The organism is Klebsiella pasteurii (genome assembly GCF_018139045.1).
In the GTDB taxonomy this organism is placed as follows: Bacteria; Pseudomonadota; Gammaproteobacteria; order Enterobacterales; family Enterobacteriaceae; genus Klebsiella; species Klebsiella grimontii.
The window spans coordinates 4,977,378-5,003,109 of record NZ_CP073236.1 but is presented as its reverse complement, the minus strand read 5'-3'; the positions used below and the strand labels follow the sequence as shown (position 1 = coordinate 5,003,109).

The window sequence follows — 25,732 nt, the reverse complement described above, 5'->3', positions numbered from 1 at the left end:
GCCGCTAAAACCCACACATCGCGAGTAAATCTATGAAAATCGGTATTATTGGCGCAATGGAAGAAGAAGTTACCCTTCTGCGCGACAAAATCGACAACCGCCAGACCCTCACTATCGGCGGCAGCGAAATCTACACCGGCCAGCTTCAGGGTATTGACGTCGCTCTGTTGAAATCGGGTATTGGCAAAGTGGCCGCCGCCATGGGCGCGACCCTGCTGATGGAGCACTGCAAGCCGGATGTGATTATTAACACCGGTTCCGCGGGCGGTCTGGCATCAACCCTGAAGGTCGGCGATATCGTCGTCTCCGACGAAACGCGCTATCACGACGCGGACGTCACCGCGTTTGGCTATGAGTATGGCCAGCTGCCGGGCTGCCCTGCCGGTTTCAAAGCCGATGATAAGCTGATTGCCGCCGCGGAGACCTGCATCAAGGCGCTGAACCTGAATGCGGTACGCGGACTGATCGTCAGCGGCGACGCCTTCATCAACGGTTCTATTGGCCTCGCAAAAATCCGCCACAACTTCCCGCAGGCCGTCGCGGTAGAAATGGAAGCCACAGCCATCGCGCACGTCTGCCACAACTATGGTGTACCGTTTGTTGTCGTTCGCGCGATCTCTGACGTTGCCGACCAGCAGTCGCATCTGAGCTTCGACGAGTTTCTCGCCGTTGCCGCGAAGCAATCCACCCTGATGGTGGAAAACCTGGTGCAGCGCCTGGCCCGTGGCTAAGTCGCTCAACGCGGCGCTTGCCGTCCTGTTGCTGCTCGCCCCGGCGTGGCTTTTCGCCGCGCCGCGGGTGATTACGCTCTCTCCTGCCAATACTGAACTGGCGTTTGCCGCCGGCATTACGCCGGTTGGCGTCAGCAGCTATTCCGATTATCCCCCCGAAGCCGCAAAAATAGAGCAGGTTTCCAGCTGGCAAGGGATGAATCTGGAACGCATCGTCGCCCTCAAGCCCGACATGGTGCTGGCGTGGCGCGGCGGCAACGCTGAACGTCAGGTGAATCAGCTAAGCTCGCTCGGGATAAAAGTCATCTGGGTCGAAACGGCGACCATTGAAGACATTATCGCAACGCTTCGCCAACTGGCGCAGTGGAGCCCGCAGCCGGAAAAGGCGCGGCAGGCGGCGCAGAAAATGCAGGACGAGTACCAGACCTTAAAAGCCCGCTATGCGAGCGGGCCGAAAAAACGCGTTTTTTTACAGTTCGGCGCCAGCCCGCTCTTTACCACCAGAAAAGGATCGATTCAGGATCAGGTTCTGACCCTGTGCGGTGGAGAAAACATTTTTGCCGCCAGCCGGGTTCCCTGGCCGCAGGTGAGCCGTGAACAGGTACTGGCAAGGCAGCCTCAGGCCATTGTCATCGCCGGCGACGCCAGTCAACTTCCCGCCGTTGAGCGCTATTGGCAGAATCAGCTAAAAATTTCGTTTATTGCGCTACATGGCGACTGGTTTGAACGCGCGAGCCCACGTATTATCCTCGCCGCAAAACAACTCTGTACTGCGCTCGAGCAGATAAAATAACCACCTGCTAACCCAGGTGCTCAGAACCTATCCCACCAGGCGCAATTGTTGCAGCCAGTTTGGAGGACAGCGCGGAGCAACCGCAGCGTACACGCAGTACGTGAGGTTCGTAAGCGCTGACCAGGGTCAAACTGGCAAATGAAATAACCTGATGGGATAGACAATAAGTGGGAACTGACGATGCTTGTCTATTGGCTGGATATTATTGGCACCGCCGTGTTTGCCATCTCCGGCGTCCTGCTGGCTGGAAAGCTGCGCATGGACCCTTTCGGCGTGCTGGTATTAGGCGTGGTTACCGCGGTGGGCGGCGGGACCATTCGCGATATGGCCCTTGCTAACGGCCCGGTATTTTGGGTTAAAGATCCTACCGATCTGGTGGTGGCGATGGTTACCAGCATGTTCACTATCCTGCTGGTGCGCCAGCCGCGCCGGTTACCTAAATGGGTACTGCCAGTGCTGGACGCCGTTGGTCTGGCGGTGTTTGTCGGTATCGGCGTCAACAAAGCCTTTATTGCCCATAGCGGGCCCCTGGTGGCCGTCTGTATGGGCGTCGTCACCGGCGTCGGCGGGGGGATCATCCGCGATGTGCTGGCGCGCGAAATCCCGATGATACTGCGTACGGAAATCTACGCGACGGCCTGCATCGTTGGTGGCATCGTGCATGCGACGGCGTACTACACTTTTCAGGTTCCGTTAGAAAACGCGGCGATGATAGGTATGGTGGTCACGCTGGTCATCAGGCTGGCGGCAATCCGCTGGCATCTGAAGCTGCCAACTTTTGCGCTTGATGAGAATGGGCGGTAAGAAAAGCAAAACGGTAACCTTAACGTTACCGTTTTTAGCGTTGGCTCCCTCTCTCTGCGGGAGAGTTCAGGGGAGGCCGCGCTATCTTTAGACGCTGAACGAGGAGCCGCAGCCGCAGGTGCTTTTCGCATTCGGGTTGGTCACGATAAAACGTGAACCTTCCAGACCTTCGGTATAATCGACGGCGCCGCCGACCAGATACTGCAGGCTCATTGGGTCAACCACCAGGCCGACGCCCTGCTTCTCAATAGTCATATCGCCTTCGTTAACCTGATCGTCGAAGGTAAAACCGTACTGGAAACCGCTGCAGCCACCGCCGGTGATATATACGCGCAGTTTCAGGTTGGGATTGTCTTCATCAGCAATCAGGTCTTTTACTTTAATCGCTGCGGCTTCGGTAAACTCCAGCGGCAACGCTACGTCATCACTCATTTTATGCTCCCATTGATACTTCTGACCGGTTAAAGAATAACCCGACCTTTTGAGCCATTATCCAATACCCGAGTAAATCGTTCAAGTATTCTCCCCGCCGACCGGCTGCGCCTTGGCTTCCTGCTCCGCCTTTTGTTTTGCCAGGGTGCGCTGCAGGATTGTCGAGTATAAAGGCTTACCGCCGAGGAATTGTGCCAATAGTGTTGCGCCGAGACAGGTAATAATCATTGGCAAAATGAGCTGATAGTTATCGGTCATCTCCAGCACCAGAACGATGCCGGTCAACGGCGCGCGGACCGAGGCGGCGAGCAGCGCGCCCATCCCGGCGATGGCAAAAGTTCCTGCATCCAGATGATAGGCCGGAAACAGCGGCGTCGCCGCCATGCCAAACGCCGTCCCCAGCAGCGTCCCCAGCGCCAGCATCGGCGCAAAGATACCGCCGGGCGCGCCGGAAGAGAAGCAGAGCAGCGTGGTGATCACCCGCGCGATAAAAATAAACAGGAGCAGGCCAACGGAAAAATTGCCCGCCGCGGCGATAGGGATCAGGTTAAACCCGCCGCCGGACGCCGTTGGCTGAATCAGCCCCAGCACGCCGCAGCTGCCGCCGATCAGGCCGCCAATCAGCACCCACTTTTTGATATTGCCGCCGTGGATCCGCTGGAACATATCCTGGGTACGCAGCACCAGCGTATTAAACAGTGGGCCAATGCAGCCAAAAATCATCCCGAGGATCAAATACAACCACAGGGTGTTGACCGGCGCATTGCTGAGCTTACCGACCTCAATAACCGCTTTATCGCCGTTGAAGATACGGAAAACAATGGTGGCCATAATCACGCCGGTAAACACGGCTTTAATAGAGATCAGATTGTAGCGAAACTGCGGGCGCATCTCCTCAATGATAAACAGGATCCCGGCGAGCGGCGCGTTAAAGGCAGCGGAGAGCCCCGCCGCGGCGCCGGTCGCCAGCAGCGTATGGCGCGCTTCCGGACTGCGCATGCGGAACACGTCCACCACCATGCGCCCCAGATTGCCCCCGAGCTGGACCATCGGCCCTTCGCGTCCCAGCACCATTCCCGCGCCCAGCGTACCCATCCCGCCGATAAACTTCACCGGCAGCACGCGCCACCAGCGGACGGGACGCAGCTCTTCCAGCGCGCCTTCAATTTCCGGTATCCCGGAGCCGCCCGCTTCCGGCGCAAAACGCCGCACGAGGAAATAGCCCACCATCGCCAGCAAAGCGGAGAGAATAAAGGCCAGCGGCCACACCAGAAACCAGTGGTCAGCCACTTCTACCAGCGCGCCAATACGCAGGTTCTGCACCCAGTTGACGCTTTTCTCAAACGCGACGCCTACCAGCCCCGCCAGCGTTCCGACAACAGCGGCCATTAATAACACCGCCAGCGGCGTCTTATCACGCTGAATCAACCGACGCACGGCATCGCTGCGGCGAACGCGTACGAACTGATGTGCTGAAGAAGAGGGATTTTCTGCTTTCATGCCATTATCAATGATGAGTAATACAAATAGAAAGAAAGGCATTCTAGCCAACCGGACAAGCGCCGTCGTCAAAAAAATGCGCTGCGAGCCCATTGTTTCAATTGGGCAAAACTTTCATACCTAAATAATTCGAGTTGCAGGAAGGCGGCAAAAGAGTGAATCCCGATGAGCTTACTCTGGTAAGTGATTCGGGTGAACGAGCGCAGCCAACACACCTGCAACTTGAAGTATGACGGGTATATAACCTTCCTGGAATAACTTAGAATAACCGACAAAACATTTTTCACGAACCAGGACCCAGGCAATGAGCAAATCTGAAAATCTGTATAACGCTGCGCGTGAACTTATTCCCGGCGGCGTGAACTCTCCGGTACGTGCCTTTACCGGCGTCGGCGGTACGCCGCTGTTTATCGATCGCGCCGACGGCGCTTACCTTTACGACGTTGATGGTAAAGCGTATATCGATTATGTCGGTTCCTGGGGCCCAATGGTGCTGGGTCACAACCACCCGGCCATCCGCAACGCGGTCATTGAAGCCGCCGAACGCGGTTTAAGCTTTGGCGCGCCAACCGAGATGGAAGTCAAAATGGCGGCGCTGGTTACCGAACTGGTCCCGACCATGGATATGGTCCGCATGGTGAACTCCGGTACCGAAGCGACCATGAGCGCCATTCGCCTGGCCCGTGGCTTCACCGGCCGTGACAAAATCATTAAGTTCGAAGGCTGCTACCACGGCCACGCCGACTGCCTGCTGGTGAAGGCCGGCTCAGGCGCGCTGACGCTCGGCCAACCGAATTCGCCGGGCGTGCCGGCGGACTTCGCTAAACACACCCTGACCTGCACCTATAACGATCTGTCCTCGGTTCGTGCCGCGTTCGAGCAGTACCCGCAGGATATCGCCTGCATCATCGTTGAGCCGGTGGCCGGTAATATGAACTGCATCCCGCCGCTGCCAGAGTTTCTGCCAGGCCTGCGCGCGCTGTGCGACGAATTCGGCGCGCTGCTGATTATCGATGAAGTGATGACCGGCTTCCGCGTGGCGCTCGCCGGCGCGCAGGATTACTACGGCGTGGTGCCGGATCTAACCTGCCTTGGCAAAATCATCGGCGGCGGTATGCCAGTAGGCGCATTCGGCGGCCGTCGGGAAGTGATGGATGCCCTCGCGCCGACCGGCCCGGTTTATCAGGCAGGCACCCTCTCCGGCAACCCCATCGCGATGGCGGCAGGTTTCGCCTGCTTAAGCGAAGTGGCGCAGCCCGGTGTGCACGAGACGCTAACCGAACTGACCAACCAGCTGGCTCAGGGTCTGCTGGACGCCGCTCGCGATGCCGGTATTCCGCTGGTGGTGAATAATGTTGGCGGCATGTTCGGCATTTTCTTTACCGACGCGCCAACCGTGACCTGCTACCAGGACGTGGTCAAATGCGACGTAGAGCGTTTCAAACGCTTCTTCCACCTGATGCTGGAAGAGGGCGTCTATCTGGCGCCGTCGGCGTTTGAAGCTGGATTTATGTCCATCGCCCACAGCGAAGAAGATATCGACAACACCGTTGCCGCCGCGCGTAACGCCTTCGCGAAGCTGTAACTCTGATTGCCGGGGCTGCTCAGCCCCGGCAATGCCTCTCCGAAGTGCTGTACTCTTTGAAAATCAATAAGCGGCTTATAACATCGCGACACCCGCCGGGCATCGCGATGCGGAAAAGCTACCGGCTCTGTTTTCTTAATAGATAGATAAAGTACGGCGCACCAATAAAAGTCGACAACAAGCCCGCCGGGATCTGGTACGGGAACAGCATCATTCGGCCGCACCAGTCGGCGAATACCAGCAGCACTCCGCCAATCAGGCCAGAGATCACCATATGCGGTATCGTACGCCGGAAGCCCATCATACGCGCAATATGCGGCGCCATTAGCCCCACGAAACTGAGCGGACCAATCGTCAGCGTCGCGGTCGCGGTCAAACATGCCGCCAGCAGCAGTAGCCCAATGCGTGACGGCGTCAGCGCCATACCGACCGCCCTCGCCGCCTCGCCGCCCAGCGGCAGAATCGTCAGCCAGCGGCGGCAAAGCGGGGCCAGCGCCAGCAGGATCAGCATCATCACGCCGCTGCGCACCACCAGCTCCGGCGTCGCACTGTAGGTGGAGCCGGAAATCCATGTCAGGATCTGCGCCATTCGCGGATCGCCGCTGGCCTGCAGCATCATCAGCAGCATGGTAAACGCGGTGCTCAGCGCCATCCCCGCCAGCAGCATACGGTGCGGCGAAAATCCGCCGCGCCCGGCGGCAATCAGAATGACCAGCAGCGTCGCCGCCGCACCGAGGCTACCGGCGGGCAGCAGCCAGCCAAAGGCATTTCCCGGCACCAAGAACAGCATCAGCACCACGCCGAACGCCGCGCCCGAGCTGATGCCGAGCACTTCCGGACTGGCCATTGGATTTCCGGTTAAGCGTTGGATAATGCAGCCCGCTACCGCCAGCATCACGCCAGCGAACAGCGCCGCCAGAATGCGCGGCCAGCGCCAGGGCATCAGCTGATCCAGTAACGTACCGCTGGCCCAGTGCCAGCCCTGCGCATCGCGGCCGAAAGCCAGCGACGCGACGATGGCCAGCAGCAGAATAGCCAGCCCGCCCAGCGCGAACCACAGCACATGTTGGCGTTCAGCCAGCACTTTATCGCCACCGTTCATCACCGGCGCGCTAATGCTGCGCAGGCGCGGCAGCAGCCATAACAGCAGCGGCGCGCCAATCAGCGCGGTCACCGAACCGGTGGAGACCTCCATCCACACCCGGGCCAGCCACAGGATGAGCTGATCGGAGAGCCACAGCAGCAGCGCGCCAATCAGGGCCGCCAGCAGCAGGCGCGATAGCAGTCGGCGAGCGCCCAGCATCTTCGCCAGCAGCGGCGCGAACAGACCGATAAAACCAATAATCCCCACCGCATTCACCAACAGGGCGCTGATGATAATCGCCAGGGTCAACGCCCCCAGCCGCGCCAGCGAGAGCGCCAGACCTAGGTTGCGCGCCACGCCGTCGTCCAGCCCCATCAGGGTCAGCGGACGCAGCAGCAGGAGGGTTAGCATCGCTCCGCCCAGCAACTGCGGCCACAGCCGCTGCACCACGCTCCAGTCGGTCTGCGTCAGGGTGCCGGTACTCCACAGGAACATACTTTGCAGCTGGTCATGATGGAAGATCGCCATCAGTTGATTAAGCGCGCCGCAGTAGAGACTCACCACCAATCCTGCCAGAATCAACGTCACCGGCGAGAGGCGTTTGCCCCACGAAACGCCAAATACCAGCGCGCCGACAATGCATGCTCCGGCCAGCGCGGCAAACTGCGACGCCAGCACGCCAGGGATTGCCCACAGCGTGGTCACCGTCATGCCTAACTGCGCCCCGGTCGCCACGCCGAGCGTCGTCGGCTCCGCCAGCGGGTTACGCAGCACCTGCTGGAACAGCACGCCCACCAGCCCCAGCCCGGCGCCGACCAGCAGCGATATCGCCAGCCGCGGCAGCAGGCTGTAGTGGAACAGCATCTGGGCAATATTATCGATATTCGGCTGCCAGAGCGCCTGTCCCCACTCGCTTCGCGGCAGCGCCACGTTGAGGTTGAACAGCGTTAGCGCCGAAGCCACGCTAAGGAGAATTAAGAGCAGTAATGCCGCCAATGGCGAAATTCGCGATCTCACGCCGGGCCTCCCTGAGCATCGGCCAGCACGCGGGCAAAATGCATCGCCGATAGCGTCGCGCCATAGAACCATACCGCCGGGACACGCTGAAAACGCCCTTCGCGAATGAACGGCATAGCCCGCCACAGCGGCGTCGCCATAAGCTGCGCCATCTCTCGCGCATTGCCGTGGTCGAAGCAGATAACGTCAGCGTCTTTATATGCCGCCAGCCGGTCAATACCCACAGTGACGCTGCCCCAGAAGGTGGTTTCCCCGTGCCAGGCATTGTTGATGGCAAAACGGTCGAGCACTTCCTGGAACAGGCTGTTTTGCGCAAAAACCAGCACGTGCCGGGTATCAAGCAGAGTGATCATCAGCAGCGGACGATCGCCGCGCCGGGCAAAGCGCGGGCGCAGACTCTCCATCAGCGCGTCAAACTCAGCCAGATGACGTTTCGCTTGCTGCTGCTTACCGATCAGTTCAGCCATTTCGCTCAGCGACTGCTGAGCCATCGTCAGCGGGCGCTTACCGTCGCTGAAGGTAAATCCTCGCCCGGGCGCAATACGCGCCAGCTTTTCCGCCGAAGGTCCATACCCCGCCGACCAGACCAGAAACGATGGCTTCATCTGGGTCAGCAGCTCCAGATTGGGCTCTGTGCGCAGCCCGACGTCAATCACCGAGTCAGGTAGCGCCGGTTCATTGACCCACAGCCGGTAGTTAGGGATATCGGCAACGCCGTAGGGCGTGACGCCCAGCGCCAGCAGCAGCTCTACCGGTAGCCATTCGAGCGCGACAATACGCTGCGGATCCACTTCCGCCGCCCGCGCGCCGCGCATCTGCCATAGCAGGGGCGACAGCGCCATCGCGGTCAGCAGGCGCCGCCGCGTGATGAATGTGAGGTTTTCCATCAATAGACAAAACTTACCGGCGCTGCGCCAGCCGGATGCGGCAGGATCCCCATCGGGATGCCGTAAATTTGTTCCAGGGTTTCGCTGCGCATCAGCGCCTCGGGCGTTCCCTGAGCGATCATCTCACCGCCGCGCAGCGCAACCAGATAGTCACAGTAGCGCGCAGCCATATTGATATCATGCAGTACGGCGATCACCGTCAGCCCGCGCTGCTGGCTGAGGCGATGAACCAGCGCCAGCACATCCACCTGATGGGCGATATCCAGCGCCGAGGTCGGTTCATCAAGCAGCAGGCAGCGGCTATCCTGGGCCACCAGCATGGCAATCCACGCGCGCTGGCGTTCACCGCCGGAGAGGCTGTCCACCAGCCGGTGGGCCAGCGGTTTTAGCCCGACCAGCGCTATCGCCTCTTCCACTTTCTCCCGATCCGCCGCGCCAAAACGCCCCAGCGCCCCGTGCCACGGGTAGCGGCCGATCGCCACCAGCTCACGCACCGTCATGCCTTCCGCCGGCGGCAGCTGCTGCGGCAGATAGGCGACTTTGCGGGCAAACGCTTTGCTGCCCCAGCTGTCGAGCGGCTGGCCGTCGAGCAAAATATCCCCGTCCGACGGCGGCTGATGGCGGCCAAGCATTTTCAGCAGCGTTGATTTACCGGAGCCGTTATGGCCAATCAGGCCGGTGACTTTTCCCGCCGGGAAGGTTAACGACAGAGGATGCAGCAGCGTTCGGCCGGGCACGCGGAAGGTCACGCGGTCCAGTGAAAACGTCGTATCGGAGTGCGGAATGTTTTCCTGCATAACGGAACCTGGTAAGAGGCGCGGCGAACCGCGCCCGTTAAGTGGTTAGAAACGGAAAGTCGCGGTCGCCACAACCTGGCGCTCAGCGCCCCAGAAGCAGCCATAAGTATTAAAGCAGCTTGCCACATACTCTCGGTCAAACAAGTTGTTCACGTGAAGCGCCACGTTAGAACCCGCCATACCCACGCGGGCCAGGTCATAACGGACTAATGCATCAACAACCGTGTAGCTACCCACCTTAAAGGAGTTCGCTGGATCACCATAGCTGGAGCCAGTGAAACGTGCGCCAGTACCCAATGTCAGTCCAGACAGAGGACCGTTAAATAAGGTGTAGTCCCCCCACAGGGATGCCATATGTTTTGGCACCTGTGCCGGCGTGTTACCTTTGTAGGAGGTATCCGTAGTGTATTGCGCATCGGTATAGGTATAAGAACCGACAACGTTGACACTAGCTGAAAGCGCAGCTTTGGCTTCAATCTCCACGCCGCGCGAACGAATTTCACCACCTTCAACCGAGAAAAGCGAACCTGCAGGATCGGCCATCAGGTTATTGGTTTTGGTCAACTGATAGAGGGCACCGGTAATCACGATAGGACGATCGTTGGGTACGTATTTCACACCAGCTTCGTACTGTTTACCTTTAGACGGAGCAAAAACATTACCGCTTGCGCCGGTCTGCGAGGCTGGCTCAAACGATTCGCTATAACTGAAATAAGGCGTTATACCGTTATCGAACAGGTAGTTAACACCACCGCGCCAGGTAAATTGTTTATCATTTCTGGAGCTCTGCATAGCGGAAACACGGTTCAACGAATCCTGCTTCGCCCAGTCGTAACGGCCACCCAGAGTAACCAGCACTTTATCCCACTGCGCCTGGTCCTGTACGTAAAGACCCGTCTGTTTCTGTTTATTCAGCACTTGATAAGCACCTGATGGCCCTGGGTGCGAACCAAAATCAAAATCGCTGCGATCGAGATTATAGATATCGGATGGCGTCACTGAACCCGCATAGCCAAACCAGGAATCGATATCGTTACGCATCCGCATGAAATCGACGCCAGTCAGCAGAACGTGATCTACTGAACCGGTTGCGAACTTGCTTTGCAATTGGGTATCGACAGAGAAATTCTGTAATTTTTCATTATCAATAACGTACTGCCGGGTCAGCGTATGGCCCCATTGTGACTGAGGAACACTGGCGCAAGGGCTGGTGGTTGGGTTGCTCGAATAAAGTGGGTCAGAACACATGCCATAGCCGTAGACACTGTTCTGCGAAACTTTATTTTGCGCGTAACGCAGGTTCTGGCGCACCGTAAAGGTATCGTTGAATTCGTGGTCAAAGCTATAGCCAACCATTTTCTCATTACGTGAGTAAGTATTGTTATTGGCGCCTTCGTTGAAGTCGGTTGGGAGACGATTACCGTTCGGTAACGGTGACACCGTTCCCTCTTTCGGCAACCACCCGTAGTAACCAGTCTCCGGCTCATTCTGAAAGTAGGAGAGAAACGTAAAGTTAGTTTTGTCATCCGGGCGCCAGCTAAAAGCGGGTGCAATCGCGTAACGTTGCTCCTCAGCGCCCTTCTGCTGTGCATTAGCGGAGCGCGCCAGACCAGTCAGGCGATAAGAATAAACGCCGTCCTCGTCAATCGCATCGCTGAAGTCAAAACCGGTCTGCCATAGATTATCGGTGCCCATTTTAAACTGGACTTCTTTTAGCGGCTCCGTTGTAGGACGTTTGCTGACCATATTCAGCAAACCACCCGGACTGCTCTTTCCGTAAAGTACAGAAATCGGACCGCGCATGACTTCCGCACGCTCCAGCATATAGGGATCAATCACCGCATCATTATAGAAGTTACCCTGCATTTTCAGGCCATTCAGAAAGTTATTCTGGCTTTGGCCATCAGCAGCGAAACCGCGGATGATCAGATAGTCATAAGTATTAGAGGCACCACGCGTTCCCACGGCAACACCAGGCGTATAGCTCAGTGCTTCTTTAACGGACTTCGGTTGATGTAGCGCCATCTCCTCAGCGGTCACCACGGAAATAGACTGTGGCACCTTTTGAATAGGCGTATCTGTTTTGGTTCCGGTGGCCGATTGTCGCGCCGCGATGGTCGCTGCCGGTCCCCAGGCGCTCTCCTGCGGGGCCGGAGCGGCAGTAACGGTAATGGTTTCTTCTTTCGGTTCAACTGCCGCCTGTGCATAAACAGACATGCCGCTAACCGCCGTGGCTACTACAGCTGCGAGTTTACGCAGCGAGTGATTTGGCTGAGCAGTTTTAAGACGCGCCATGGGTATATCTCTAATAGAAGTGAATGATAACGTAAACGAGAATTATTATTATAACGGCTGACATAATAGGCGAAACGATCGCGGCAAGGCAAGAAATATGCCCCTGACGAAATATCAAAGGATGAATAAATAACCAGACGGTAAGTGTGGAGTTAAGCGGGTGTTAATTAATTTATCGATATAAAAAGGCCCCCTAATACTGAGGTATTAGGGGGCCTTTATTTCAGCATCCATTTAAGCGACGAAACGTCGGCTTGAAGGATGAAGCGGATCGTTAATTACTGCCGAACATATCCTTAATCCAGCCCGCGACGCCATCGCTCTTCTCCTGCTTCGGCGGTTGCTGCTGCTGGTTTTGCTGCGGCTGCTGCTGCCCGGACTGATTAAACGGGTTATTCGCCTGTTGCTGTTCAAGCTGCTGCTGTTGGATCTGTTCGCCCTGGCGGCACAGCGCGTCCGGCGTGGTCGTCCATACCGGCAGCGAACGCATGCCGCCGCTGCAGACAAAGTTACCGCTGCCATCGACACCCATATCCACCACATCTTCCGGCGGCGTCAGCACCAGCGGGGTCGGGGTCTGGTTTGCCAGATAGCGTTGATAAATCGACATCGCGCCGCTGGCGCCGTACAGCTTGGTCGGCTGGTTATTATCGCGACCCACCCAGGTAATGGTCACCTGACCGCCGTCAATACCGGCAAACCAGGTATCAACGTTGTTGTTGGTGGTCCCGGTTTTACCCGCCAGATGCAGACCCGGATACTTCGCGCCCAGCTGGCGACCGGTACCGCGCTGCACAACCTGCTGCATGGTCCATAGCGTCATGTAAGCCGCCTGGGCCGGCACCGCGCGCTCCGCCTGCGGATAGCTCTGATAGAGCACGGTACCATCTTCGGCGATAACGGACCGCAGCGCTGACAGCGGCGCGCGGTTGCCCCCGCTGGCGATGGTCTGGAACGCCTGCGCCACTTCAATCGGCGTCAGGTTCAACGCCCCCAGCAGCATCGACGGAACCGCGTTCAGCTGATTCTTCGGCGCGCCCAGTTTAGTCCAGGTATCGACCACCGCCGGCAAGCCCAGCGCCATCCCGAGGTTCACCGTCGGCACGTTCATTGAACGCGTTAGCGCGTCGACCAGCATCACTTTACCGCTATCGCTGTAGCGACGGTCGTCGTTCTGCGGCGACCATGTCTGGCCGTTAGACAGACGAATAGAGATTGGCGCATCGGCAATCCAGGTATTGAGACGATACTGGTTCGGCTGGCTCAGCGCGGTCAGATAGGTCGCCGGTTTTGCCAGTGAACCAATCGAACGGCGCGCCTGCATTGCGCGGTTATAGCCGGCAAACTGCGGCTCCGCCCCGCCGACCATTGCCCGCACCTCGCCGGTGAAGCGGTCGACAACCACCATCGCGGTTTCCAGATCCGGCAGCTTACGCTGTTTCTTCAGCGCCGGAATACCTTCCGTCGCCGCCTTTTCCGCCGCATCCTGCGCGACTGAGTCGAAGGTGGTGAAGATCTTCACGCCAGAGAGATCTTTCACTTTGTCGCCCAGTTTCGCCTGCAGCTCCTGGCGCACCATCTGCATAAACGCCGGCTGCGGAGAGATAACCCCGCCGCGCGGCTGTACGCCCAGCGGACGCGCGCTCAGCATGTCATACAGCTCCTGATCGATAACCTGCTGCTGCTGCAGCAGACGCAGCACAAGGTTGCGTCGCTCCAGCGCCAGTTTCGGGTTACGCCATGGGTTGTAGACCGACGCGCCTTTTACCATCCCCACCAGCAGCGCCTGCTGATCGAGGCTCAGCTCTTCCACCGGACGGCCAAAGTAATAGAGGCTCGCCAGCGGGAAGCCGCGGATCTCGTTATCGCCGCTCTGACCGAGGTACACTTCGTTCATATACAGCTCAAGGATACGATCCTTGCTGTAGCGGGCATCAACGATCAGCGCCATATAGGCTTCGTTAGCCTTACGCCAGTAAGAACGTTCGCTGGAGAGGAACAGGTTCTTCACCAGCTGCTGGGTCAGCGTACTCGCCCCCTGCACCGTACGCCCGGCGGTCAGGTTCGCCAGCACCGCGCGGCCAATCGAGTAGAGACTGATGCCGTCGTGTTCGTAGAAATGGCGGTCTTCCGTCGCCAGCAGGGTATCGACCAGCAGATCCGGGAAGCCGTTGCGCTTAACAAACAGACGCTGTTCGCCGTTGGCCGATTGCAGCATGGTGATCAGGCGCGGATCGAGACGGAAGAAACCGAACTGGCGGTTATTATCCATATTCTCGATGGTGTCCAGGCGATCGCCGTTGAAGGTCAGACGCGCGCGCACCTGCCCTTCTTTACTGTCCGGGAAATCGAACGGACGGCGAATCATCTCGATGCTGTTGGCCTGTACCGTATATTCGCCCGGGCGCGTCATCGCGCTCACCTGGCGATACTGCGTGGCGTTAAGCAGGCGCACCATTTCGTTTTTGCTGATCTGCATATCCGGCTCAAGGTTGACCATCCGGCCATAGACCGCGGCGGGCAGATCCCAGACTTTACCATCAATGCGGCTACGGATTTTCTGATCGAGGTAGACGCCATAGGCGGCAATCAACACCGCGCAGACGACCCCAATCTTAATCAGCAGCCATAGCCAGGCGCGTTTACGACGAGGGGGTTTACCGCCTTTGCCTTTTCCTTTCCGCGGCATCGGTTTTTCATCCTCATAGTCATCATCGTAATCGTCATCGTAGTCCTCTTCCCGAACCCGACGACGAGTTACCTTTTGTTTTGCCGGGCGCGAGGGTCTCCCCTTCCGTCCGATCGGCTCGCGGTCATCTCCCGCCATGCTTTTTCTCCGCAACTTACAGGCGTAAAGGCCTGATTCTCAATGTTTCCCCGATTGGGGGAAAGAAGAAATCTCTCAAATTGACGCCCGACCGTTTTGGCTTTCAGGCGACCATTTATGAACTGCGCGACGCGTTATCATGTCGCTCGCATGATTTTCACTTTAAAAATTCACCATACAAATCACATTGTTACCGGCTTCATCGACAGAATAGTTCGGGACACGGTACTTGTTGTCCAGGCGATACAGGATAGCACTAAACCGCGACATTCTTAACCAGCATTTTACATGCTCATCAGGTAACAAAAGGGAAATTATTATGTTTTTTAACAACATAAACATGTCCGTCCGTATCCTTCTACATGCCGCCAAAAGAAAGCGGAACGGCAACGCCGGAAAATAGTATTTCCGCCAGCAAAAAGGAATAACGCAGATGAAAGAAAAGGAATTTAAAAGCGCACAATGATAAAAACGAGAGCCGTTTAACATTTATACCCGTCATACTTCAAGTTGCTTATGTGTTGGCTACGCTCACTCCCCCAGTCACATAGTTATCTATGCTCCTGGGGACTCACTCCCTTGCCGCCTTTAAGCAACTCGAATTATTTAGGGTATATAATTTGGCAGATTTTCTGATGACTACGGATAAATATTTGTTAAACTGTCAGCCAATTAATTTTTCCGATTAATATATTATGCGCAACTTTATTCTATTTCCGCTGATGGCGGTCGTCCTGCTCTCAGGTTGTCAGCAAAATCGCCCGACAACCCTCAGTCCTGCCGTGAGCGGTCAGGCCCAGCTAGAGCAGCTTGCCTCCGTCGCTGCCGGGGCGCGCTATCTGAAGAATAAGTGCAACCGCAGCGATCTTCCCGCCGATGAAGCGATTAACCGTGCGGCAATAAACGTGGGTAAAAAGCGCGGATGGGCGAATATTGACGCTAATCTTTTAAGCCAACGCAGCACGCAGCTATATCAACAACTCCAGCAGGACAGTACCCCGGAAGCGACAAAATGCAGCCAGTTTAATCGCCAGCTGGCGCCCTTTATTGATAGCCTGCGCGGCAATAAATAGCGCTTATTTTAATTCCGCTCGCGCAATTTTTATTCCGCCTGCGGACTCTCCTCAATCTTCCCGCCCGGCCAGTCATCCAGCGCCGCGAGGGTAAATGTTTTACCGTTGAAGCTAAATACGGTGAGATCCTGCTGAATCTGCTCAATAACCAGGTTTGCCAGCGGCGAATCGCCCTCCCTCCAGGATTGTCCGTTTAATACAATGCTGCGTTTCTCCGCCAGCGAGGCGTAGACGTGCGCGCTGTAGCGCAGAGGCGGCAGGTTATCTTCATCTATCGCTATTTCCGGTTCAGCCTCAATTTCGGGCTCGGCGTTAACCGGCGCCACGGCAGCTTTGACCGCAGGTTGATTCAGCGGAACTAACGCCGCATGGGCTACCGGCGGCCTCATCGACTGCGGCTCGGGCTTGTTCCGCCACTGCTCGCCGCCGAACCATCCGAGCGCAATCAGCAGCGCGGCGTACAGCGGTACGGTCACGTAGGGGATCTGCACCATTCTTCCCACCGCCGCCGGGGGCTCAGACTGCGGGTACGGCTCTTGCGGGCGAATAAGCACGGGTTTCTCCTTAATCAAGACACACCATCCCGGCCCGGGGTTTTGGCCCCGCGGGCCGGGAGGTTATGGTTTTACTTACTGCTTACCGGCAGCCCGGCGCCCTGGCCATCGCCCTGCGGCAGCTCCAGCACCGCAACGGACCAGGCCGGCAGGGTGACGGTGCCGTCAGCGGCAATCTGCACGCCGTTTGCCAGCGAGTTTTCGCCCGCCGCCTGCTGGATCGCGCTCAGCTGCAGCGTTTCACCGGCAAACTCATTCAGCGTGCGGCTTTCCGGCGCGGCGTTAATCGCCACTACCAGGCCGTCAAGGCGGCTATCCAGGCTGGCGCCCGCTTTCATCCCGTCATCCACGGTCATCACCAGCAGACCGGCCTGCTGGTCTGAACCGGTATTACGGAAATCAACGCGCTTCATTACCGCGCTGCCGTCGCCTAAGGTGAACAACGGCGAGGATTTCCGCAGCTCGGTCAGTTCCTGGTAGAACGCGGTCATCTGCTTCAGCTCCGCTTCGCCCGGAGTGGCAACCATCTCTTTGACGCGAGTAATTACGTCATAGTTGCTGCCGTCATCGCTGATGCGCGGCATGCCAACGTTGTAGTTATTATCCTGCAGGGAATAATCCACGCGGTTGAACCAGTCACCGGAATCGTAGGAGTCGCGGGTAAAGGATTTCGAACGCAGCAGTTCCGAGCCCTGCTGATCGAACGCGATCCCCTGCCCCAGCATCACCGTCGCCAACGAAACGGCCTGCATGCGAACGCGGGTCGCCAGGTCGGCTTCCTGGGACGCTTTATAGCTAATCATGTCCCACAGCGTCTGGTTGTCGTGCTTCGAAACATAGTTGACGACTTCCGTCGGGTCTGCGGCGTAGCCGCCAGGCGCGCCGTTATAGTCAATTTCGCTGCCTTTCTTCGCCGCGCCGTCTTTGTCGATCATCACAAAATCAGCGAGGTTACCGGCCATCCCCAGACGGGTCAGATCGGCCAGATGGCGGACCTGGTCATCACTCAGGCTGGCGAGTTCGTTTGGCAACACGCCCGCGCCGCTGCCGACGCCCTGGTTCTGACGCAGCGCATCGCCGGAATCGAACGGGCCGCCGCCGCGCACGGAATCGCGCAGGCGATCGGAGAACGTGCCGATGCCGGTACCTTTCAGGTTAATCTGCGAGGCGATTTCAAAACGATCGCTCTGGTTAGAGTCCCAGCCTTCGCCGAAGAAGTAGATATCCGGGTTCAGGGCCTTAATGCGCTCCCACGCTGACAGAATTTGCGCTTTCGGGTGATAGCCCATCAGATCGAAGCGGAAACCATCGATTTTGTAGTCCGTGGTCCACACCGCCAGCGAGTCGGCGATCAGCTTGGCAAACATCCGATGCTCCGGCGCGGAGTCGGAACAGCAGGTGGCGGATTCGACGCTGCCGGTGGTTTCATTCAGACGCTGATAGTACCAGGGCACGATCTTATCCAGCACCGACGTGCGGTCGGTCGGGCCCGCGGCGTTGGTGTGGTTGTAGACCACGTCCATAATGACGTTCATCCCCAGATCCTGCTTGATCGCCTGAATCATGGTGCGGAACTCTTTAATGCGCGCCGTGCCTTCCGGATCGGTCGCGTAGGATCCTTCAGGAACCGTATAGTGGAACGGATCGTAGCCCCAGTTATAGGAGTCGGTCTGCGCCACCAGCGTATTCAGCGCCTGCACCTGCGGATTATCCTGGCTATCGCTCTGCTTAAGCTGATTCAGTACCTCTTCCACCGTGGAGCCGCTGTCGCAGTATCCGGCGAACTCGCTGCTTTTCACCGCGCTGTTCACTTCGCACAGGCGGCTGAACGGTTGCTGAATATCGGCGACTTTGTCGCTGAACTCGTTCACCGTCGCCAGATCGAAGACCGGTAGCAGCTCAACGTGCGTGACGCCTGAAGCGGAGAGCTTCTTCAGATGCTGCACCATATTGCTGTCGCCGGCGGTCAGCGCAAGGTATTTTCCGCGCAGTTCGGCCGGAACGGTCTGGTCCCACGCAGAGAGATCGCGAATATGCGATTCATGGATCGTCATCTTCGCTAAATCCGCTTTCGTCTTCTGGGCATGCGGCATCGTCAGGCTGTCCCAGCCGTCAGGCTTCAGCGCGCTGTCGTTGAGATCGACAACCTGGCTGTACTCCGAGTTGGTCGACAGGCTATGCGCATACGGGTCGGTGACTTCGTACTGTTCAACCTTGCGCGACTGCGGGTGATAAACCGTCATCGCATAGCGGTAGAAAGCGCCTTTCAGATCGCTACCGCCCTGCCATGACCACGCGCCGGAAGCGCTGTCGCGGGTCATCGGATGGCTGCCAATCACTTTTTTGTCCGCGCTGTAGACCACCACATCCACCTGCTGAGCGGTCGGCGCCCAGACGCGGAAGGTGACGCCGCCGTCGGTCAACTGCGCGCCGTAGCTCAGCGCTTCCGCCGCTTCGGCATAGGTGTCATCCAGGACGCCCGCCGTCTGCACCTGTGTGGCGGAAATCAGGATCCCGTCCTCTGCGGCGGCAATGGCGACCGTTTCGCCCTGCAGCAGCTCGTCAACGTTCGCATTGTCCGGCAGCTTAAAAGCCGCATAACTGGAAAGGTGCGGGAAGCGCATGCTGACCTGCTGGCTGACGGTAGTCGGCGTCAGTTTCAGGTAACGGTCGGTAAATTTGCCTTCGCCATCCGCCGCCACTTTACTGCTGTGGCTGTAGTAGAGGCGCACGATGGGCTTGTCCTGTCCGCCCGGCCACAGCAGCGTATTTTTATCGACCCAGTGGGCTTCGGCCAGCGCGACGCCAAAAGCGGCGCGGAAAGCGTCGGCGCGGGAGTCATAGACCGCGCTGTTACCGGCGATCACCGAAACCGTACGATCGGTGAAGTCGCCAAACGACACCCGCAGGTCGCTATCGATCAGCTTATCAGTGCCGTCGCGGACAATGACGTTGATACAGCCGCTCTCTTTGTTGAGCGGAATCACCCAGTACGGGCCATATTTATCGCTGCCGCTCGGCGTGGTGCTGACGTCATTCCAGTCCGCTACCGGCGCGCTCAGCGCGTCGCAGGTTTCGTTGTTCCATAAGTAGAGGTTTTTGCTGCTGTAGTCCGCCGCGCTACTGCTGGTGATGCCGGCAATATCCACCAGGTGGATGACCGCCTGGTTTTCTACTGCCGTGACCGCTTCGCCGGGCACCGCAACGTCAGGTAAACGTACAACGACATCCTGATTACCAGGGGTGTCGGGATTTCCAGAGGAAGAAGAAGAGGATCCGTTATCGCAGCCGCTAAGTAAAACCAGCGATCCCAGAACCAGGGCATTACGGGTATATCTGAGCATTCGATAGTCCCTTTAATACCCGTCATACTTCAAGTTGCATATGCGTTGGCTGCCTCGCTCACCCCAGTCACGTACTTAAGTACGCTCCTGGGGACTCACTGCGTTGCCGCCTTCCTGCAACTCGAATTATTTAGGGTATATGCTGATTAATTATATGAAGTGTTCTATGAACGAAATTAGTCAGAGTGCATTACAGCACCATGAAAAATGACGAGCATATCTTTAAAGCGTCGATAATTAGATATTCTTGCTCTCTTAGGTTCAATCATCCATTCACTCATCCTCCGGGGGCGTAGGCGGCCGGAGGAGTAAAAATAAAAAGGGAATGACGACCGCAATAGCCAAACTCTTTATGATTCACCGCGACCTACGCAGATTCCCGCAATAAGCACGCTCAAAAATAAAAAATGCCCCACCCATATCGGTAGGGCGGTACCTTTTGTTGAGGGAAATAGAATGAGCAAAGGAATAAAAATGCATAATTCCGTGATGAGATTAACAATACCAAATAAAAAAATAATAAAATATGCGCCTCATATTGTGACCTCCATCATATTATTTTTTATCTGCCAGCAGCTCGCGCAATTAACCTGGAAAATAATTATCCCGGTAAACTTTACGGATAACGTATTGAGCTCTGCCGATATGACGGCACCCGCAGCCCCTACCCCGGAAACGGCGCTGCCGCGCTTTACGCTGTTTGGCCTTGCGGAGAAAACCCCCGCCTCCGCGCCCGGCGGCAACCTCTACCAGGCGCCCGTTTCGGCGCTCAAACTTCGCGTTACCGGACTGCTTGCCAGCACCGACCCCTCCCGCGCCATCGCCATAATGATGAAAGGAAATCAACAGGTTAGCCTCGTGATTGGCGATAATACGCCGGGCGGAGAGGCGAAAATCGTCGCTATTTTCCCTGACCGCCTGATTGTTAATTACCGCGGCAGAAACGAGGCTATCCCGCTGTTTAACGACCCGCCCGCTGCCAGCAAAAATAGCGCCGCGCCGCCAGCCCGCCACTTGGCGCAGGAGCTCCGCGCGCAGCCGCAAAATATTCTTCATTACCTTAATATTTCGCCAGTCATGGTTAATGACAAGCTCAGCGGATATCGCCTGAACCCGGGCAAAGACCCAGCGCTATTTCGCCTGGCGGGTCTCCGGGAAAACGATCTGGCGATAGCCCTCAACGGTCTGGATTTACGCGATAAAGAGCAGGCTCGCCAGGTATTAGACCAGTTGCCGGAATTAACTGAAATAACCCTTACCGTTGAACGCGACGGCCAGAAAAACGATATTTATCTAGCCCTGAGGGATGAATAATTGATCATCGCCAACGTTATCCGCTCATTTTCCCTGACGCTGCTGATATTCGCCGCACTGTTATTCAGGCCAGCCGCGGCGGAAGAGTTTTCCGCGAGCTTCAAGGGCACCGACATTCAGGAATTTATCAATACGGTGAGTAAAAACCTGAATAAAACGGTCATTATCGATCCCAGCGTGCGCGGCACCATTACCGTACGCAGCTACGACATGCTTAATGAAGAGCAATATTATCAATTCTTCCTCAGCGTGCTCGATGTCTACGGCTTCGCGGTGATTAATATGAATAACGGCGTCCTGAAAGTGGTGCGTTCGAAGGACGCGAAAACCGCCGCGGTGCCGGTGGCGAGCGACGCTGCGCCGGGTATTGGCGATGAGGTCGTCACCCGCGTGGTGCCCCTGACCAACGTCGCCGCCCGCGATCTGGCGCCCCTGCTGCGCCAGCTTAACGACAACGCCGGCGCAGGCAGCGTGGTGCACTATGAACCCTCCAACGTCCTGCTGATGACCGGCCGCGCGGCGGTCATCAAACGGCTGCTAACCATCGTCGAACGCGTCGATAACGCCGGAGACCGAAGCGTAGTAACCGTTCCCCTCGCCTGGGCCTCCGCCGCCGATGTGGTCAAGCTGGTGACCGAACTCAACAAGGACACCAGCAAATCAGCGCTGCCCGGCTCGATGGTCGCCAACGTGGTGGCCGATGAACGCACCAACGCGGTACTGGTCAGCGGCGAGCCGAACTCCCGCCAGCGAATCATCGCCATGATTAAGCAGCTCGATCGCCAGCAGGCGACGCAGGGCAATACTAAAGTGATCTACCTGAAATACGCCAAAGCCTCCGACCTGGTCGAAGTGCTGACCGGCATCAGCAGCACGATGCAGAGCGAAAAGCAGGCCGCGAAGCCGGTGGCGGCGCTGGATAAAAATATCATTATCAAAGCGCATGGCCAGACTAACGCCCTGATCGTCACCGCCGCCCCGGACGTGATGAACGACCTTGAACGGGTAATCGCCCAGCTTGATATCCGCCGCCCGCAGGTGCTGGTCGAAGCGATTATCGCCGAAGTGCAGGACGCTGACGGTCTGAACCTCGGCATCCAGTGGGCCAATAAAAATGCCGGAATGACCCAGTTCACCAATAGCGGCCTGCCGATATCCACCGCCATCGCCGGAGCCAACCAGTACAACAAAGACGGCACCGTCAGCAGCTCGCTGGCCAGCGCCTTAAGCTCCTTCAACGGCATTGCCGCCGGCTTCTACCAGGGCAACTGGGCGATGCTATTAACCGCCCTCTCCAGCAGCACCAAGAACGACATTCTCGCCACGCCGAGCATCGTTACCCTCGACAACATGGAAGCCACCTTTAACGTCGGCCAGGAGGTCCCGGTACTCACCGGCTCGCAAACCACCTCCGGCGATAACATCTTCAATACCGTCGAGCGTAAAACCGTCGGCATCAAGCTAAAAGTGAAGCCGCAAATCAACGAAGGCGATTCAGTTCTGCTGGAGATCGAACAGGAGGTCTCCAGCGTGGCGGACGCCGCCTCCAGCACCAGTTCGGATCTCGGCGCGACCTTCAATACCCGCACGGTCAATAACGCAGTGCTGGTCGGCAGCGGCGAGACGGTGGTCGTCGGCGGCCTGCTGGATAAAAGCGTCTCCGACACCGCCGACAAGGTACCGCTGCTCGGCGATATTCCGGTCATTGGCGCGCTGTTCCGTTCCACCAGTAAAAAGGTCTCCAAGCGCAACCTGATGCTGTTTATCCGCCCGACGGTGATCCGCGACCGCGACGAGTACCGTCAGGCCTCATCCGGGCAGTACACCGCCTTTAATGACGCCCAGAGCAAACAGCGCGGCAAAGAGAACAATGACGCGATGCTGAATCAGGATCTGCTGGAGATCTACCCGCGCCAGGATACCGCCGCGTTCCGCCAGGTCAGCGCCGCTATCGACGCGTTCAATCTGGGAGGCAATCTATGACCCCCGCCGCTGAACGACGCCCGCTGCTCCCCTTCGGCTACGCCCGCGCGCACAACGTGATGCTCCTGAGCAACGGCGAAAGCTGCGAGGTTTTCTGCCTCGCCGCTACCGCGCCGCAGGCGCTGCTGGAAGTCCGCCGGGTCGCCGCGATGCCGTTTCGCCTCGAGCGGCTGGAAGAAGAGGCGTTCGAAAAGCTGCTGGTGCTGAGCTATCAGCGTGACTCCGCCGAGGCCCGACGCATGATGGCGGATATCGGCAACGAGCTGGACTTATACACCCTTGCTGAAGAGCTGCCGGACACCGACGACCTACTGGACAGCGAAGACGACGCGCCGATTATTCGCCTGATTAACGCCATGCTTACCGAGGCCATCAAAGAGAAAGCCTCGGATATTCATATCGAAACCTATGAGCGCCACCTGCAAATTCGCTTTCGCGTCGACGGCGTCCTGCGCGAAATCCTGCGCCCCCAGCGCCGCCTCGCCGCGCTGCTGATCTCGCGCATTAAGGTGATGGCGAGCCTGGATATCGCCGAAAAGCGCATTCCTCAGGATGGGCGCATGGCGCTGCGCATTGGCGGACGCGCCGTCGACGTGCGCGTCTCCACCCTGCCGTCGAGCTACGGCGAGCGCGTGGTGCTGCGTCTGCTCGATAAAAATAGCGTCAATCTCGACCTGTTGACCCTCGGGATGACTCCCGCCCTGCTGAAGCAGGTAGATGGGCTGATCGCCCGCCCGCACGGCATCGTGCTGGTGACCGGGCCGACCGGTTCGGGAAAAAGCACCACCCTCTACGCCGCGTTGAGCCGCCTCGACGCGCGGGAACGCAACATCATGACCATTGAAGACCCCATCGAATATGAGCTGGAGGGCATCGGTCAGACCCAGGTTAACGCGAAAGTCGATATGACCTTTGCCCGCGGGCTGCGCGCTATTTTGCGCCAGGACCCTGACGTGGTGCTGGTGGGCGAAATCCGCGATGGCGAGACGGCGCAAATCGCCGTACAGGCCTCGTTAACCGGCCATCTGGTGCTCTCGACGCTGCACACCAACAGCGCGCTGGGGGCCATCTCGCGCCTGCAGGACATGGGCGTGGAGCCTTTTCTGCTCTCCACCTCGCTGCTGGCGGTGATGTCGCAGCGGCTGGTGCGCCGACTCTGCCCGCACTGCCGCCAGCAGGAACCGGCAAACGCCGACGCCGCCCGCCAGATGGAGATCGCCCCCGGCACGGCGCTCTGGCAGCCCCGGGGCTGCGCCGAGTGCGGTTTTACCGGCTATCGCGGACGCACCGGCATCCACGAACTGCTGTTGGTGGACGATCGCGTACGCATGGCTATCCACCGCGGCGAAAATGAGGTGACGCTGATCCAACAGCTAGGGGCGGATTATATGACCCTACGCCGCGCCGGGCGGGAAAAGGCGCTGGCCGGGATCACCAGTTGGCAAGAGGTGCTAAGGGTCACCGAGCAGCCGATCGCGGAGGCTTCCTGAAATGACGCTGTTTCGTTACCAGGCCCTTGACGAACAGGGCAAACCCCGGCGCGGCGTCCAGCAGGCGGACTCCGCCCGCCACGCGCGCCAGCTATTGCGAGAAAAGGGCTGGCTGGCGCTTGACATCGACCCGGCAGCCGGCGGCGGCAGGCCATTGCGCTTTATCCGCCGCACCGGCGCCCGCGATCTCGCCCTCGTCACCCGCCAGTTGGCGACGCTGGTCGCCGCCGCCATCCCGCTGGAAAAAGCGCTCGACGCGGTGGCCCAGCAGAGTGAAAAACCGCAGTTGAAAACGCTGATCGCCGGCGTACGCGGCAAAGTGCTGGAAGGCCATTCGCTGGCGGAAGCGATGCGCGGCTACCCGAATTGCTTCGACGCGCTCTACTGCGCGATGGTCGCCGCCGGAGAAGCTTCAGGCCACCTCGACGGCGTGCTGAACCGGCTGGCGGACTACACTGAGCAGCGCCAGCAGCTTCGCGCCCGCCTGCTGCAGGCGATGATTTACCCCATCGTGCTGACCCTGGTGGCGGTCAGCGTGATTGTGATTCTGCTTTCAACGGTGGTGCCGAAGGTTGTCGATCAGTTTATCCACCTTAAGCAGGCGCTGCCGTTTTCCACCCGCCTGCTGATGGCGATGAGCGATATGCTGCGCGCCGCCGGGCCGTGGCTGCTGCTGGCCGCCATGCTCATCGCTCTGCTGCTGCGCTACCTGCTGCGGCAGCCGGCAAAGCGACTGGCCTGGCACCGGCTGCTGCTGCGCTTGCCGCTGATTGGCCGGGTCGCGCGCAGCGTTAACAGCGCCCGCTACGCCCGCACCCTGAGCATTCTCAACGCCAGCGCCGTTCCGCTGCTGCTGGCGATGCGCATCAGCGCGGAAGTGTTAAGCAACGCCTGGGCGAAGCGCCAGCTGGAAGCCGCCAGCGACGCGGTGCGCGAAGGCGTCAGCCTCCATCGCGCGCTCGAAATGACCCAGCTTTTCCCACCGATGATGCGCTACATGGTCGCCAGCGGCGAACGGAGCGGCGAGCTCAACGGCATGCTGGAGCGCGCGGCGGATAACCAGGACCGGGAGCTGAGCGCGCAAATTCAGTTGGCCCTCAGTCTGTTTGAACCTCTGCTGGTAGTGGCGATGGCCGGCATGGTGCTGTTTATCGTCCTCGCCATCCTGCAGCCGATACTGCAGCTCAATACTTTGATGAGTATGTAATTGTTCTAATGGAGA

The 25,732-nt window shown here is 58.2% G+C and carries 18 protein-coding genes; 9 read left to right on the top strand and 9 right to left on the bottom strand.

Going from position 1 to position 25,732, the window contains the following annotated elements; genetic code table 11:
* Positions 1–32 precede the first annotated feature (32 nt).
* The 3 genes from mtnN (at position 33) to KCG39_RS23415 (ending at position 2,328) form a co-directional block, all read left to right on the top strand.
* Positions 33–731 (top strand): 5'-methylthioadenosine/S-adenosylhomocysteine nucleosidase, encoded by a 699-nt coding sequence (gene mtnN / locus KCG39_RS23425; protein WP_004129100.1) that lies wholly within the window; start codon positions 33–35, stop codon positions 729–731.
* Positions 724–1,524: a vitamin B12 ABC transporter substrate-binding protein BtuF gene (gene btuF, locus KCG39_RS23420; protein ID WP_142468512.1), complete on the top strand. Its 801-nt coding sequence runs from the start codon at positions 724–726 to the stop codon at positions 1,522–1,524. Before mtnN ends, btuF begins: the two co-directional genes overlap by 8 nt.
* A gap of 180 nt (positions 1,525–1,704) precedes the next feature.
* Positions 1,705–2,328, top strand: coding sequence for a TRIC cation channel family protein (locus KCG39_RS23415; RefSeq protein WP_004129095.1), 624 nt, complete (start codon positions 1,705–1,707; stop codon positions 2,326–2,328).
* Between the two features lie 87 nt (positions 2,329–2,415).
* Here KCG39_RS23415 and erpA read toward each other — a convergent pair whose 3' ends face one another.
* Together erpA and clcA are read right to left on the bottom strand one after the other, a co-directional pair.
* On the bottom strand, positions 2,416–2,760 hold the full coding sequence (erpA, locus tag KCG39_RS23410) for an iron-sulfur cluster insertion protein ErpA (RefSeq protein ID WP_004098733.1): 345 nt from the start codon (positions 2,758–2,760) through the stop codon (positions 2,416–2,418).
* Positions 2,761–2,841: 81 nt separating this feature from the next.
* A complete protein-coding gene (gene clcA / locus KCG39_RS23405) occupies positions 2,842–4,260 on the bottom strand; it encodes a H(+)/Cl(-) exchange transporter ClcA (RefSeq protein WP_032742254.1) in 1,419 nt (472 codons plus the stop codon).
* Positions 4,261–4,564: 304 nt separating this feature from the next.
* Between clcA and hemL the strand changes: the two genes are divergently transcribed.
* Positions 4,565–5,845: a glutamate-1-semialdehyde 2,1-aminomutase gene (gene hemL, locus KCG39_RS23400; protein WP_142468513.1), complete on the top strand. Its 1,281-nt coding sequence runs from the start codon at positions 4,565–4,567 to the stop codon at positions 5,843–5,845.
* Between the two features lie 118 nt (positions 5,846–5,963).
* On the opposite strand, the gene fhuB is transcribed toward hemL, so the two are convergent.
* From fhuB to mrcB, 5 genes are all read right to left on the bottom strand, one after another.
* A complete protein-coding gene (fhuB, locus tag KCG39_RS23395) occupies positions 5,964–7,946 on the bottom strand; it encodes a Fe(3+)-hydroxamate ABC transporter permease FhuB (protein ID WP_004129092.1) in 1,983 nt (660 codons plus the stop codon).
* On the bottom strand, positions 7,943–8,833 hold the full coding sequence (gene fhuD / locus KCG39_RS23390; RefSeq protein ID WP_112166707.1) for a Fe(3+)-hydroxamate ABC transporter substrate-binding protein FhuD: 891 nt from the start codon (positions 8,831–8,833) through the stop codon (positions 7,943–7,945). Before fhuD ends, fhuB begins: the two co-directional genes overlap by 4 nt.
* Entirely contained in the window at positions 8,833–9,630 is a 798-nt protein-coding gene (fhuC, locus tag KCG39_RS23385; RefSeq protein WP_004129090.1) for a Fe3+-hydroxamate ABC transporter ATP-binding protein FhuC, read from the bottom strand. Before fhuC ends, fhuD begins: the two co-directional genes overlap by 1 nt.
* A 45-nt stretch (positions 9,631–9,675) precedes the next feature.
* Positions 9,676–11,925 carry a ferrichrome porin FhuA gene (fhuA, locus tag KCG39_RS23380; protein ID WP_142468514.1) on the bottom strand — a complete coding sequence of 750 codons (2,250 nt, stop codon included), beginning with the start codon at positions 11,923–11,925 and terminating at the stop codon, positions 9,676–9,678.
* 274 nt (positions 11,926–12,199) lie between these two features.
* Positions 12,200–14,752 (bottom strand): bifunctional glycosyl transferase/transpeptidase, encoded by a 2,553-nt coding sequence (mrcB, locus tag KCG39_RS23375; protein ID WP_004129087.1) that lies wholly within the window; start codon positions 14,750–14,752, stop codon positions 12,200–12,202.
* Positions 14,753–15,447: 695 nt separating this feature from the next.
* Between mrcB and pulS the strand changes: the two genes are divergently transcribed.
* Entirely contained in the window at positions 15,448–15,825 is a 378-nt protein-coding gene (pulS, locus tag KCG39_RS23370; RefSeq protein ID WP_004129085.1) for a GspS family T2SS pilot lipoprotein variant PulS, read from the top strand.
* 29 nt (positions 15,826–15,854) lie between these two features.
* Here pulS and gspB read toward each other — a convergent pair whose 3' ends face one another.
* Entirely contained in the window at positions 15,855–16,379 is a 525-nt protein-coding gene (gspB, locus tag KCG39_RS23365) for a type II secretion system assembly factor GspB (RefSeq protein WP_049114208.1), read from the bottom strand.
* A 71-nt stretch (positions 16,380–16,450) separates the two neighbouring features.
* Complete coding sequence (gene pulA, locus KCG39_RS23360) at positions 16,451–19,723, bottom strand: pullulanase-type alpha-1,6-glucosidase (protein ID WP_049114209.1); 3,273 nt, start codon at positions 19,721–19,723, stop codon at positions 16,451–16,453.
* A 474-nt stretch (positions 19,724–20,197) separates the two neighbouring features.
* Between pulA and gspC the strand changes: the two genes are divergently transcribed.
* The 4 genes from gspC to gspF are packed head-to-tail and all read left to right on the top strand — an operon-like array spanning position 20,198 to position 25,717.
* A complete protein-coding gene (gspC, locus tag KCG39_RS23355) occupies positions 20,198–21,037 on the top strand; it encodes a type II secretion system protein GspC (RefSeq protein ID WP_211811480.1) in 840 nt (279 codons plus the stop codon).
* On the top strand, positions 21,038–23,020 hold the full coding sequence (gene pulD, locus KCG39_RS23350; protein WP_004129081.1) for a GspD family T2SS secretin variant PulD: 1,983 nt from the start codon (positions 21,038–21,040) through the stop codon (positions 23,018–23,020).
* A complete protein-coding gene (gene gspE, locus KCG39_RS23345) occupies positions 23,017–24,510 on the top strand; it encodes a type II secretion system ATPase GspE (RefSeq protein ID WP_004129080.1) in 1,494 nt (497 codons plus the stop codon). Before pulD ends, gspE begins: the two co-directional genes overlap by 4 nt.
* Position 24,511: 1 nt before the next feature.
* The gene (gspF, locus tag KCG39_RS23340) at positions 24,512–25,717 is read left to right on the top strand and encodes a type II secretion system inner membrane protein GspF (RefSeq protein WP_004129079.1); all 1,206 of its coding nucleotides are present in this window, start codon (positions 24,512–24,514) and stop codon (positions 25,715–25,717) included.
* Positions 25,718–25,732: the final 15 nt, after the last annotated feature.

Excerpts from the sequence above, each read along its gene's own strand:
- mtnN (WP_004129100.1), top strand. The coding sequence starts at position 33 with ATGAAAATCGGTATTATTGGCGCAATGGAAGAAGAAGTTACCCTTCTG.
- KCG39_RS23415 (WP_004129095.1), top strand. The coding sequence starts at position 1,705 with ATGCTTGTCTATTGGCTGGATATTATTGGCACCGCCGTGTTTGCCATC.
- erpA (WP_004098733.1), bottom strand. The coding sequence starts at position 2,760 with ATGAGTGATGACGTAGCGTTGCCGCTGGAGTTTACCGAAGCCGCAGCG.
- clcA (WP_032742254.1), bottom strand. The coding sequence starts at position 4,260 with ATGAAAGCAGAAAATCCCTCTTCTTCAGCACATCAGTTCGTACGCGTT.
- hemL (WP_142468513.1), top strand. The coding sequence starts at position 4,565 with ATGAGCAAATCTGAAAATCTGTATAACGCTGCGCGTGAACTTATTCCC.
- fhuD (WP_112166707.1), bottom strand. The coding sequence starts at position 8,833 with ATGGAAAACCTCACATTCATCACGCGGCGGCGCCTGCTGACCGCGATG.
- fhuC (WP_004129090.1), bottom strand. The coding sequence starts at position 9,630 with ATGCAGGAAAACATTCCGCACTCCGATACGACGTTTTCACTGGACCGC.
- fhuA (WP_142468514.1), bottom strand. The coding sequence starts at position 11,925 with ATGGCGCGTCTTAAAACTGCTCAGCCAAATCACTCGCTGCGTAAACTC.
- mrcB (WP_004129087.1), bottom strand. The coding sequence starts at position 14,752 with ATGGCGGGAGATGACCGCGAGCCGATCGGACGGAAGGGGAGACCCTCG.
- pulS (WP_004129085.1), top strand. The coding sequence starts at position 15,448 with ATGCGCAACTTTATTCTATTTCCGCTGATGGCGGTCGTCCTGCTCTCA.
- pulA (WP_049114209.1), bottom strand. The coding sequence starts at position 19,723 with ATGCTCAGATATACCCGTAATGCCCTGGTTCTGGGATCGCTGGTTTTA.
- gspC (WP_211811480.1), top strand. The coding sequence starts at position 20,198 with ATGCATAATTCCGTGATGAGATTAACAATACCAAATAAAAAAATAATA.
- gspE (WP_004129080.1), top strand. The coding sequence starts at position 23,017 with ATGACCCCCGCCGCTGAACGACGCCCGCTGCTCCCCTTCGGCTACGCC.
- gspF (WP_004129079.1), top strand. The coding sequence starts at position 24,512 with ATGACGCTGTTTCGTTACCAGGCCCTTGACGAACAGGGCAAACCCCGG.